The sequence below is a fragment of the Microcystis sp. M083S1 genome, from assembly GCF_020246405.1.
Lineage (GTDB): Bacteria > Cyanobacteriota > Cyanobacteriia > Cyanobacteriales > Microcystaceae > Microcystis > Microcystis aeruginosa_C.
In genome coordinates, this window is record NZ_JADBTB010000140.1 from 1 (window position 1) to 11,836 (window position 11,836).

General features: G+C 42.2%; 11 protein-coding genes. 7 read left to right on the plus strand and 4 right to left on the minus strand.

What is annotated here, in order from left to right:
- Nucleotides 1–212 precede the first annotated feature (212 nt).
- From purN to pap, 3 genes are all read right to left on the minus strand, one after another.
- The gene (gene purN, locus IM450_RS13745; RefSeq protein WP_287668037.1) at nt 213–851 is read right to left on the minus strand and encodes a phosphoribosylglycinamide formyltransferase; all 639 of its coding nucleotides are present in this window, start codon (nt 849–851) and stop codon (nt 213–215) included.
- Nucleotides 848–1,132, minus strand: a complete 285-nt coding sequence (locus IM450_RS13750) for a hypothetical protein (RefSeq protein WP_002795695.1) — start codon at nt 1,130–1,132, stop codon at nt 848–850. The genes purN and IM450_RS13750 overlap by 4 nt, the downstream gene beginning before the upstream one ends.
- Before the next feature lie 115 nt (nt 1,133–1,247).
- Entirely contained in the window at nt 1,248–2,741 is a 1,494-nt protein-coding gene (gene pap, locus IM450_RS13755) for a polyphosphate:AMP phosphotransferase (protein WP_287668040.1), read from the minus strand.
- Between the two features lie 69 nt (nt 2,742–2,810).
- On the opposite strand from pap, the gene galE reads away from it, so the two are divergent.
- Nucleotides 2,811–3,809: a UDP-glucose 4-epimerase GalE gene (gene galE / locus IM450_RS13760; RefSeq protein WP_287668043.1), complete on the plus strand. Its 999-nt coding sequence runs from the start codon at nt 2,811–2,813 to the stop codon at nt 3,807–3,809.
- A 72-nt stretch (nt 3,810–3,881) separates the two neighbouring features.
- Nucleotides 3,882–4,307: a hypothetical protein gene (locus IM450_RS13765; RefSeq protein WP_287668046.1), complete on the plus strand. Its 426-nt coding sequence runs from the start codon at nt 3,882–3,884 to the stop codon at nt 4,305–4,307.
- A 104-nt stretch (nt 4,308–4,411) separates the two neighbouring features.
- Here IM450_RS13765 and IM450_RS13770 read toward each other — a convergent pair whose 3' ends face one another.
- Nucleotides 4,412–5,383, minus strand: coding sequence for an FkbM family methyltransferase (locus tag IM450_RS13770; protein ID WP_287668049.1), 972 nt, complete (start codon nt 5,381–5,383; stop codon nt 4,412–4,414).
- Between the two features lie 162 nt (nt 5,384–5,545).
- Here IM450_RS13770 and IM450_RS13775 point away from each other — a divergent pair, with 162 nt between their 5' ends.
- The 5 genes from IM450_RS13775 to IM450_RS13795 all read left to right on the plus strand — a co-directional run bounded on the left by IM450_RS13775 (nt 5,546) and on the right by IM450_RS13795 (nt 11,516).
- Nucleotides 5,546–7,006 (plus strand): MBOAT family O-acyltransferase, encoded by a 1,461-nt coding sequence (locus IM450_RS13775; RefSeq protein ID WP_287668051.1) that lies wholly within the window; start codon nt 5,546–5,548, stop codon nt 7,004–7,006.
- On the plus strand, nt 7,006–7,965 hold the full coding sequence (locus IM450_RS13780) for a hypothetical protein (protein WP_287668054.1): 960 nt from the start codon (nt 7,006–7,008) through the stop codon (nt 7,963–7,965). Before IM450_RS13775 ends, IM450_RS13780 begins: the two co-directional genes overlap by 1 nt.
- The gene (locus IM450_RS13785; RefSeq protein ID WP_287668057.1) at nt 7,962–9,194 is read left to right on the plus strand and encodes an NAD(P)/FAD-dependent oxidoreductase; all 1,233 of its coding nucleotides are present in this window, start codon (nt 7,962–7,964) and stop codon (nt 9,192–9,194) included. Before IM450_RS13780 ends, IM450_RS13785 begins: the two co-directional genes overlap by 4 nt.
- Before the next feature lie 15 nt (nt 9,195–9,209).
- Nucleotides 9,210–10,100, plus strand: coding sequence for a hypothetical protein (locus IM450_RS13790; protein ID WP_287668063.1), 891 nt, complete (start codon nt 9,210–9,212; stop codon nt 10,098–10,100).
- A gap of 465 nt (nt 10,101–10,565) precedes the next feature.
- On the plus strand, nt 10,566–11,516 hold the full coding sequence (locus IM450_RS13795) for an NAD-dependent epimerase/dehydratase family protein (RefSeq protein ID WP_287668066.1): 951 nt from the start codon (nt 10,566–10,568) through the stop codon (nt 11,514–11,516).
- Nucleotides 11,517–11,836: the final 320 nt, after the last annotated feature.

The following is an 11,836-nucleotide window of genomic DNA, read 5'->3' on the forward strand; positions in this document are numbered from 1 at the left end:
CGCTTCCAGAGCGAAAAACTGGCTTGTTCGGGGTTTCCTCCTTGGTAGAGTTCCTGTTTGGCTACAGGATTTTTCCCCACACCCTACCCCCTACACCCTACCCCCTGTCCACACTTCAAGCTGGTTGTCACCCCTTCAGGATATTTAACGATTTACCTTGAATTTTCCTTTTTTTGCTGGCATTATCGCCAAGGAGGTCGGGAAATCTATCTCTACAGGCCCAATTTCGCCGCTAAAGCGATCGCTACCGGGAAAATGCGATGTTCTTGCACTTGAATGCGTTCGTGGAGACTGGCCTCGGTATCATCCGGGAGAATGGGAACCACTGCTTGCATTAAAATTGGGCCGCTATCTACCTCCGCGCGAGCGATATGCACAGTACATCCGGTCACTTTTACCCCCGCAGCTAAAGCTTGTTCCACGGCACGCACACCCTTAAAACTGGGTAGTAAACTAGGATGGATATTGATCACGCGATCGGGAAAAGCATCCAGTAACACCGGGGTGACAATCCGCATCCAGCCAGCCATAATTACCCATTTTACCCCGTATTCCTGGAAAGTTTTGACCAGGGCCCGATCGAGTTCTTCTCTGGGTTTAAATTGACGATGATCGAGGAAAACCGCAGGGATATTGTAGTGAGCGGCTTTTTCTTTTACCTTGGCATCGGGATTATTGTAGATGAGGACAGGAATTCGGGCATTTAGCTGTTTTTTGGCGATCGCTGCTGCCAAAACCGCAAAATTGGAACCACTACCAGAAGCCATCACTCCTAAGGAGAGGGTTTCCTCTAGGGGAATATCGGCCAAACTGAGATCGGGAGAAATTAAACTGGGGGAAATTGTCATCATATTTTATAAGCGAGTTCGAGTGCATTGCAAAAGCTATTGAGGCGATTCAGCAAAGCATTATAGTAAGAATAAGCATCATCCCGTTCCTCTTGGAGATAGGCATACAAGGTTAGCTCTGGCTCTGCAGCTAGGTGATTTTTAGGGATATCGAAACCGACTTCGGTTAGGCGCGTCGCTGCGATCGCAACTAGCAACGCCCCAATGGTATTAGACTCACCATTGTGAAGATCCCTCAGTCCGGGTAAGATGATCTCAGCCCCCGGCAACTCATTGAGATTCATGATTGTTTCTCCTCTGGTGGATATTGAAAACGTTCAATGAAGTTCTCGACTCTGCTTCTCAGCACATCAGGGTTAAGGGAGGGGAATCGAAAAAATCCCCATACCCCTATCTCCCCTATCCCCGTTGTTTCAAACCGGTTTCAATAGCGGCAATTACTGTTTCTATGACTTTAACGCGGGCGAAATACTTATCATTGGCCGCCACAATCGTCCAGGGGGCGACGGGGGTGCTAGTACGGGCTACCATGTGATTAACTGCCACATGATAGAGGGGCTGTTTTTCTCGATTGCGCCAATCTTCATCGGTGAGTTTATGTTGACGATAGGGGTTAGTTTGGCGCTCATTGAAGCGATTTAACTGTTCTTCGGGGCTAATATGTAACCAAAATTTGACTAAAACACAGCCTGAATGGGTTAATTGGGCCTCAAATTCGTTAATTTCTTGATATGCCCGTCGCCAATCCATATCTTTAGCGAATCCTTCCACTCTCTCCACTAAAATCCGTCCATACCAACTGCGATCGAATATACCGATAGTTTTGGCTGCGGGTAATTTCCGCCAGAAGCGCCAGAGATAATGATAGCGGTGTTCTTCCTCCGTCGGGGCAGCAAAGGCAATCACTTGATAACTGCGAGGATCGAGGGTATCGGTTAAGCGTTTGATCGCCCCTCCCTTGCCGGCGGCATCCCACCCCTCAAACAGGACTAAAACGGGAATATTTGCCTGAAAAATCTCTAATTGCAGTTTTCTTAATTCTACCTGTGCCTGACGCAAACGGATTTTATATTCTTCTTTTTCCAATTTGGCACTTAAGTCCACTCTCCCCAGATAATCGGGTTCCGTGGGCAGTAATTGGGCTTGGGGTGGTAGATTGACAGGAGGTTCGATCGGTAATTGGCGCTGATCCAAGGCTTGAGCGATCGTGCCGACTAATTGGGAGAGAACTTTTACCCGGGCCCAACGTTGACAGTTGCCCTCCACCAATATCCAAGGGGCGGCCCCCGTGCTAGTGTAGGTAATCATTTCCTCAGCTAAACTGGCATACTCATCATAACGTTTGGCCTGTTGCCAATCTTCCGGACGCACGCGCCAAGATTCTAGTTCATTTTCGGCGTATTCTTTGATGCGTGACTTTAATTCCTTTTGACTGAGGTGAATCCAGAATTTAGCGATCGCCAACCCATCATCAAATAATTGTCGCTCAAAGGTGTTGATATCGCGCATGACTAGGGGAATCTGGGAGGAGGGCAATTTATTTAAGAGTCGATCCTCTAGTAGATGGGTGTACCAACTGTGATAAAAAATGCCGATACTGCCCTTTGCTGGCAGTTTTTGCCAAAATCGCCACAAAAACGGGTAACTTTCCTCTTGGGGGGAAGGGGTTAAAATTGGATGGACGGTAAAACCGCGCGGATCCATATAGTTAACCATTTTTTTTACTAAAGTTCCCTTCCCTGCCGCCGCCCAACCTTCCAAAACCACCACCACGGGTAATTTACACTCCCAACAGGACTTCTGTAGCGATCGCAGTTGTTGCATTAAATCTTTAATTTGTGATTGATAAGTTTCCTTGTCAAGGGAAAGAGATAGATCGAGAGGACTTAACATGATGGTCAAATAAAAGCAAAATTAGGGTATAAAGTTATAGACAAGTCAATTTCAAATAGGTATGATCGCGTGTCTCAAGTTAAACCTACCATTCTCGTTACTGGCGGTGCGGGTTATATTGGTTCCCATGCAGTTCTAGCGCTCAAAAATGCCGGTTATTCCGTCATCGTACTCGATAACTTATCCTACGGTCACGCCGAAATCATTAAGGATATATTAAAAGTTGAGTTAATTGTCGGTGATACTAGGGATCGAGCGCTGCTGGATAATTTATTTGCCAGTCGTGATATTGCCGCCGTGATGCACTTTGCCGCTTTTATTGCCGTGGGGGAATCAGTCCAAGAACCGGCTATTTACTATCAAAATAATGTTAGTGGTAGTCTGACTCTTTTGCAAGCGATGATCGCCGCCGATGTGAAGAAATTTGTTTTTTCTTCCACCTGTGCTATTTATGGAATGCCGAAAGAAATTCCGATGACGGAAAATCATCCCCATCATCCCCTCAGTCCCTACGCTGCCAGTAAGGAAATGGTGGAACAAATTCTTCGGGATTTTGATTCGGCCTACGGTTTAAAATCGGTGGCTTTCCGTTATTTTAATGCTTCAGGAGCCGATCCCAGTGGTTTATTAGGGGAAGATCACCAACCGGAAACCCATTTAATTCCCCTGGCTTTATTAACTGCCCTGAAAAAACGGGATTCCCTGTCAATTTTCGGCACGGATTATGATACTCCCGATGGCACTGCTGTTCGCGATTATATCCATGTCAATGATTTAGCCCAAGCTCACGTTTTAGGCTTAGAATATCTCTTAAATGGGGGCGAAAGTAATGTGTTTAATTTGGGCAATGGTAACGGTTTTTCTGTGCGTGAAGTGATTGAAACAGCCCGAGTGGTAACTGGTTTAGATATTCCCGTCATCGAAAGTCCCAGAAGGGCAGGTGATGCCCCGATTTTAATCGGCAGTAGTGATAAAGCTAAACAGGTTCTCGGTTGGCATCCCCAATATGCCGATCTCAAGGTAATAGTTGAACACGCCTGGAATTGGCATCAAAAAAGACACGCTTAACAGTAAAAAAACTGCTAGAGGCTGATAGTTTACTGCTATAAGCTTCTCTAGAATCATCTCAAATACAATGCTATGAATAACAAAATAATCTTAATATTTATAGGCTTGACTTTTTTAGCAAGTTGTGCTGATAGTAAACAGTTTCAATGTCAAAAAATCTATCGCATTGCCAACGAAGTGGCCCAAGAAACCAAATCTTTAACCAACGGTCAAGGGAGAGAAATTGACCAAAAAAGTTGGCTATTAGCCGCCGATAAAATCGAACAGGGTGCGGAAAATATGAAAAAATTAGCAGTGAAAGATCCAGAACTAGAGAAATATAAAATCGCTTTCGCTCAAGTTTACGAAGATTATGCCACTGCCACTCGTGAAATAATTCAAGTTATCGAAACTCGCAATAAAAACGGAGCAAAATTAGCACAGGAAAAGGTAAGAAAAGCCGGACAATTAGAAAAAGAAACTGGCGAAGCTTTTAACACCTATTGTCAAGCACAGTAAGGCAGTTATCAGTTATCAGTTATCAGTTAGAAGGTGTTGGGGTTTTTGGGTATTAGTTGAAATTTCCCCATTTCCCTATCACCCCATCACCTCACTTCTCTACTTTAGGGTTTAATTGCGTACAAAGTGCCAACATTTTTACTGCGAGGCATCCGGGAGAAAATGATAAAACCGAAGTCTTGCAGATGTTTGACTAAAGCATCGGGACCCTTGTTATGCCATTCCATCATGATAATTTTCATCTGTCCCAATTGACCAGTTGCCGCTAAAGAATCGAGGATTTCGTATTCGGAACCTTCACAATCAATCTTGGCAACTATATCGATATCGGGATAGTCAGAGGTAATACCCTTAAACACATCGGTGAAAGGTTTAAGAATTAAATCAGCTGTAGCTGTTTGTTTCGAGGCAAAAGGTTTTAATTGGTTGTCAATACCAGAAATACCAACACTACCTTTAACATTGTAATCGTATTCTACTTGAATAATTTCGTCCCGAGCGCCGACTCCATAATCAAAAGCTTTAATCTTCTCCCCTAGATTAGGATTGAGGGCAAAATTTCTTAAAGCTTGGTCGTAGGTAGCCTTAAAAGGTTCGTAACTATAGACAGCTTTTACATTAGCTCGATTGGCAAAAAAGAGACTAGCAAAACCCGTATTCATACCAATATCAATCGCTACACAGGGCTTATCATAGAGGAAATTATATACACCTAAAAGGAAAATTTCATGGGCGATATCTAAATCCTGTCCCGTCTCGATAATTAACTTAACTCCATCGATCTCGATAATTAATTCCTGTTGCTCATCGATATAAAATTTACAATTGGCTAGAGATTTTAAGGCGTTAGCTTTGTTAAAAACTTTACTACCCAAAAGAAAATCCTGCTTATTTTTGCTTAAACTGACCCCTAAAGGTTTATAAAAAAGTTGACCAGATTTAGCATCATATTCCACATAATTAGGACTAATATTATGCTCTGCCAATTGACTAGACCAATATTGATCGGCAATATGGGGATAAGTCTTAAATTGCCGATAGCGTTTATGGGCATCTAACAGTTTTTGATAAAGCATTACTTGTCTAGCCTCGATTTTTTAGGATGGATGAAGGTAATTTTATGGACAAGTCTGACAAAGTTTGATAGGCTTGTCAAGAAAATCCCTCGTCTCTGAGCATCAGAAGTCAGGAAACCCATCTCAAACAAGGTAACACAGACCATCAGGAGTTAATAAGCCTTGAATTACTCTGATTTTATATTTTGGTGGATATTAATCCTTTTTAGCGTTCCTTTCTTAACGGCACGCTACTTGGCGAAGTCCTTCAATCTCTGGCGAGGTGTTTTTGATGGGGTCGGATTAGCAGCGCTGTCCCTAATCCTATTTTATTACGCAAGTCGCACCAGTTTCCTCGTTTTCATAGTCTCCCTAGCCTTTAACTACATTATGGTCTGGCTAGTGCTGAAAATGAGCGGCTGGAAAGCGAATCTCCTAGCCACTATCGTTATCGTCATCGATATTCTCGTCCTCGCCTACTTCAAGTATTTCGGCTTTTTTGTGCAGGAAATCATCGGATTATTCGTTTCCCTCCCCCCTAACTGGAAGGAACTTTCTCCGATTCCCGTGCCTAGCCAAATACCGCCGGGGGTGTCCTTCTATACCTTCCAGATGGTGGCTTTCGTGGTGGACTCCCTACGCGAAAAGAAAAAGAAACCCCTAGCCGTCCTCGATTATGTCAATTTTATCTCCTTTTTCCCCCAAATTGTCGCAGGTCCGATCGAGCGTCGCCGGGATTTATTACCACAAATGGAGGGATTTCGCCTCAAATTTACGGGAGAAAACTTCGAGAAGGGTTTGCGTTGGCTTTCCCTCGGTTTATTTATGAAATTTGTCCTCGCCGATAACATTGCGCCCTACATCGAATTAGATAAGATGATCGACAATGCTTGGTATATCTGGTTTGAGGCTTTTTTATTCACCCTGAGAATCTATTTTGACTTCGGCGGTTATAGCTTTATTGCTGTTGGTTTAGCCTATTTTGTCGGGGTTAGATTAGAATTAAACTTTTTAGCACCCTATACATCCCAAAGTATTAACGAATTTTGGCGACGTTGGCATATCACCCTTAGCACCTGGTTTCGGGATTATGTGTTTTTACCCCTGATGGGTTCCAATAAAAACTGGGCTCCTTTTTATCTATTTATCACCTTTACGCTTTCAGGTTTCTGGCACGGTGCGGCCTGGAATTTCATCTTTTGGGGGGCTTACCACGGGGCATTATTATTATTACTGCGTTATTTAGGCCGACCTTTCTATGCTTTTGTCGGAAAATACGTTTCTCAGCCGCAAATTCTCTCCTGGGCTTTAACGCAATTGGCGGTCATTTTTGGTTGTCTCTTTTTCATGGAGGTTAACACCAGAAGATTAATCGGTAAAATGCTAGTTATTGCCAATCCTTTCAATTATTCCTTAGCTAATATCGCTGAGATTTTTAGTTCCTATAGTCTCAATCAAGGAGCAGTTTTAAGCGTCGCTTTAGTTCTTGGTATCATTGTTTTAATCCTCGAACATTTGGCTATTGCCCAGAAAAAGTTTGAATATGAACTGTTGTTATCGCCTTGGCTGTCTAAAATATTGCTAGGTTTAACGATTCTCCTAGCTTCTACTAATACCGGTAACTTTATTTACTTTGAATTCTGATGAATACTAAATCCTTTAACCCTTTCCCCTGGTTAGCCTCTCTGGGAGTCGCTTGGTCCCTCGGCTTTGTTTATAATGTCATCTACGGTGGCGAATTAAGCTGGTTGCGGATGATGTACGAGGAAAAATCAGCGATCGCTGCTAGTACCGAAGGACCCCGGCGTTTAATCGTCACGGCGGGATCGGGGGCGCATTATAGCATAAATTCGGAATTAATGGCCAAAGAATTGGGAATGCCGGTGGTTAACTTCGGTTTACAGGGGGATATCGGGTTAAATGTCATTGCCGCTATGATTCTCGAAAAAGCGCGCCAAGGGGACGTAATTCTGTTGATTCCCGAATATCTCATGCTCATGGATGAGGACGGTTTTAATCGCGGCGAAGGACTTTGGGGATCCGCACCTTTTAGCGTCGCTATTGGCAAACCGGGGTTAGGTGGGATACCTTTAAAAACCATGATCGAGGATACTTGGTTATTAGGTATTCCGGGGATGCGTCCAGTCACTAAATCGATGGTTGATTTATTCAACAAAGGCAGAATGACGGGTTATCTTTCCGATCCGATTACTAATACAGGTGATCCGACTATAGTTAAGGAAAGAACAGGGAAATGGTGGCAAATGACCTTTGATACTGCTGCTTCTCCTCACTCAATTAAATTGATTGAAAAACTCAAGAAAGATTTAGAAGCAAAAGGGGCGACTTTAGTGGTTTCTTTGCCCTGGGTTTATGCAAAAAATGATGGTAAAACCGTTGCTAATATTCGCAAATCCGCCGAAGAATTAAGTCGGGTTGTGCCAACAATTTATGACCCAAAAGACTTGAATATTAAGACCGATTCTACTATTTTTGCTGACACTCACTATCATCTTTTGCCCCCGGCGAGAATTATTCGTTCAGAACAATTAGTTTCGGAACTGAAACCCATCCTAAACACAACTGAGAATAAAAATCCATGAATAAACCTATAACTAAGATTTGCATTCTGGGGGGTGGTTTTGGAGGGTTATATACGGCACTCGATCTGAGTCGATTAACAGCAGTAAAATCGGGTCAATGGCAAATAACTTTAGTCGAACCAAAAAACCATTTTCTCTTTACTCCCCTTCTCTATGAACTAATTACAGGAGAATTGCAACGCTGGGAAATTGCCCCTTCCTACCGTCAATTATTAACAGGAACTCAGGTTAATTTAAAAACTCAAAAAGCTAGTAATATTGACTTAAACAATCATCAAGTATATTTAGAAAATGAGGAAGTTATAGATTACGATTACCTGATTTTAGCGGTGGGAGTGCGGAATCGTTGGCCGGCTATAACCGGGTTAGCTGATTATGGGCTAACTTTTCGGAGTTTAGAGGATGTGGAAAGATTACAAACGGCAATTCATGACTTAGAAACTCAAGGAAAATCCTCAATTAATTTAGCCATTATTGGCGGCGGTCCCAATGGAGTAGAATTAGCCTGTAAGGTGGCTGATCGTTTAGGAAAAAAAGGCAAAGTTCATCTAGTGGAAAGGAACGAGGAAATACTGCAAAACTTCCCTAAATCGGTGCGTGTTGCTTCCTATCGTTCCCTTTTAGCCAAGAATGTTAGTCTCTATTTAAACACGGGATTAAAGGAAGTTGCAGCTAATTCCATAACCGTATTTAAAGATAATATAAATGAAGTTATCCCCATTGATTTATTATTGTGGACAGCAGGAACTGAGGCACAGGATTGGATCAATAATTTAGATTGTCAGAAAACAGCACAAGGCAAATTATTAACCCGTTCCAGTTTACAATTAATCGACTATCCCGAAGTGTTTTCCCTTGGGGATATAGCCGAAATTTATCCGAGTAAACAGGTAATTCCTGCCACAGCACAAGCAGCCTATCAAGCAGCCAGTGTAGTAGCTAAAAATATCTCGGCAGTGATTAGAAAAAAATCGCTCAAATCCTATTATTATCTGCATTTAGGTGATATGTTAACATTAGGTAAACAATCAGCCCTTGTCTCCAGTTTTGGCATTAATATTACTGGTAGATTAGCTGATATAATGCGTCGCTTTGTCTATATTCTGCGTTTACCCAGCAAACGCCATCAATTGAAAGTGTTTCAACATTGGGCAAAAAAAATTCTTCTCCGACTCCGTTATTCACAAGTGTTATCTAAACAACCGATTGAATCAAAAAATACTCGTTAATTGTAGTTAAAATCCATGAAAACCTTTCTCAAAAATATGGCGGCAGTTTGGCAAGCAATCCCAGAGATTCTCAAAAACCTTAAGTCTCTGAATAGTGCCTCCTCAAAATATCAAGATATACTAACAGAGTTACAAATTGATAATTATCTGCTGGAAAACTTGTATAAAAACCCAAAATATGATAGCCCTAAAAAACTAAACCGCTACGAATTTAAGGTTTTTTCTCAAGCGGGAGAAGATGGCATTACTAGCGAAATTTTTAATCGCATTGGAACCACAAATAAATTCTTTGTGGAATTTGGAGTTGGCAACGGTTTAGAAAATAATAGTACCTATTTGTTAGTGAAAGGATGGCAAGGTTATTGGATTGAAGGCAGTGAGCGATTTTGTAAAAGTATTCGCCAATCTTTTGAAGATTTAATTGCTAAGCAACGATTAACTTTAAAAAATACTTTTATCACTGCCGAAAATATTGAAGACTTGTTTCGAGAGGGCAATGTACCGACAGAATTAGATTTATTATCCATTGATATTGATGGTAATGATTATTGGGTCTGGCAAGCAATTACTAATTATCGTCCCCGGGTGGTAATTCTTGAATATAATGCTATTTATCCCCCCGAATCCAGTTGGGTGATGCAGTATAATCCCAGTCACCAATGGAAATATAATAGTCATATGGGATCAAGTTTGAAAGCTCTAGAAAAACTTGGTCATCAAAAGGGTTATAAATTGGTAGCTTGTAGTTTTTCGGGAGTGAATGCTTTCTTTGTGCGAGAAGATTTACTCGGAGATAATTTCTGTTCCCCTTTTAGTGCTGAAAATCATTACGAACCCGCGCGCTATTTTCTTTGTTCCCAAAAAGCTGGACATCCTCGCGCTTTTGGCAAATTTAAGACTATATGAGTCAGGGAAATTAACCGATAATTAATAACTTGTTGGAGCAGGTTAATTTAAGCAGCAACCAGGGTGAGAGCATCTTAAACGCTATTGACAATTGGCCAATTTTGTGCTCCGTTTGCTGTGCGGGTATTTCAAGTGATACCAGTCAATCAGAATAGTCACGAAATCGACCCATTTGGTCGATTTTTGCTTAACAATTGAGATGGGCAATTTTCCTCAAATATGTCTGAATCGTCCTCTGGGTAAGCAACTCACCTAAAGTTCATTTTGTCAAGGATTGTTAAGATGCGCTTACCCTGTCCTCCTCTAGACCGTCTCCTGTCTCCTAATCTATTTGATTTTTGCAGGAGATATAATAAATCTATCGATTTTGACCCCTAAAAGCTGACAGCGGACGACGGAAATTGATTGCGGCAAAAAGCGCAAAAATGATTACAATCGATACAAAATATCAACGACTAGGATTAAATGGCTACTCATATTGTTACTGGTGTCGCGGGTTTTATCGGTTCTAACTTGGCAGAAAAGCTTTTAGAACAAGGAGATCAGGTGATCGGTATCGATCAATTTAATGATTATTACGACCCCAGTTTAAAGCGCCAAAATGCCCATATTCTAGCAAAATATCCCGAATTTAAGTTAATTGAAGCGGATATACAAGCCCTCGACTGGAGACAACTGTTGCAAGGAGTAGAAGTATTATTCCATCAGGCAGCCCAAGCAGGAGTCAGAGCAAGCTGGGGTGATGGATTTCGTCAATATACCGAAAGGAATATAAATGCTACTCAAATTATTCTTGAGGCCGCTAAGGAAACCCCTTCTTTACAACGGATGGTTTTTGCTTCCACTTCCTCGGTGTATGGCAATGCGGAAACGATGCCGACTCCGGAAACCCTCTGTCCCCAACCAGTTTCACCCTACGGCATCACCAAATTAGCGGCAGAAAGACTCTGTTGGCTATATCACCAGAATTTTAACGTTCCCGTCACTGCCTTGCGTTATTTCACCGTTTATGGACCGCGGCAACGTCCCGATATGGCTTTCCATAAGTTTTTTCAAGCAGCGATCGCGGGTAAACCAATCGGCATCTACGGGGATGGCAAACAAACCCGCGATTTTACCTTCATTAGCGATGCTGTAGCCGCTAATTTAGCCGCTGCCGTCGTGCCGGAAGCGGTGGGTGAGGTGTTTAATATTGGTGGTGGCAGTCGCGTGGTTTTACTGGATGTCTTGGATACCATGGAAAAAGTCATCGGTAAACCTATTAAGCGATCGCATCAAGGATTGGCCCGGGGAGATGCCCGTCACACCGCCGCCGATGTCACCAAAGCGCGTACTATTCTAGGTTATAATCCCCAAGTCTCTTTAGCCGAAGGATTAGCCCAAGAATGGCAGTGGATTCAGGGATTATATTGTTAAGTTAATTAGGGTTGGCTGAATATCAGTGGAAGCCTTGCTAAAAAATGGTTTCAGGGTTCCGCTTCCCAGTGCGCGAGGTTATTGTCTGAGTAACGCACAGAAAAGGGGTTTCTCCGAGAAATCCCTTTTCTACTCAAAAACTATCAGATCCCCCCGCCTACCGGCACCCCCCTTATCAAGGTAGGGCTGTTTCATTTAAATTAAGTACAGCTGATTTTGAGTCAATAAATTTGACTTAAGATTCTCAAGTTTATCTTTTTCTAACCAAAAGAGTTAGTCACAATAATTAATCTTTAATCCTCTGCCAATATTTATTATGA

Excerpts from the sequence above, each read along its gene's own strand:
- purN (WP_287668037.1), bottom strand. The coding sequence starts at position 851 with ATGATGACAATTTCCCCCAGTTTAATTTCTCCCGATCTCAGTTTGGCC.
- IM450_RS13750 (WP_002795695.1), bottom strand. The coding sequence starts at position 1,132 with ATGAATCTCAATGAGTTGCCGGGGGCTGAGATCATCTTACCCGGACTG.
- pap (WP_287668040.1), bottom strand. The coding sequence starts at position 2,741 with ATGTTAAGTCCTCTCGATCTATCTCTTTCCCTTGACAAGGAAACTTAT.
- IM450_RS13765 (WP_287668046.1), top strand. The coding sequence starts at position 3,882 with ATGAATAACAAAATAATCTTAATATTTATAGGCTTGACTTTTTTAGCA.
- IM450_RS13770 (WP_287668049.1), bottom strand. The coding sequence starts at position 5,383 with ATGCTTTATCAAAAACTGTTAGATGCCCATAAACGCTATCGGCAATTT.
- IM450_RS13780 (WP_287668054.1), top strand. The coding sequence starts at position 7,006 with ATGAATACTAAATCCTTTAACCCTTTCCCCTGGTTAGCCTCTCTGGGA.
- IM450_RS13785 (WP_287668057.1), top strand. The coding sequence starts at position 7,962 with ATGAATAAACCTATAACTAAGATTTGCATTCTGGGGGGTGGTTTTGGA.
- IM450_RS13790 (WP_287668063.1), top strand. The coding sequence starts at position 9,210 with ATGAAAACCTTTCTCAAAAATATGGCGGCAGTTTGGCAAGCAATCCCA.
- IM450_RS13795 (WP_287668066.1), top strand. The coding sequence starts at position 10,566 with ATGGCTACTCATATTGTTACTGGTGTCGCGGGTTTTATCGGTTCTAAC.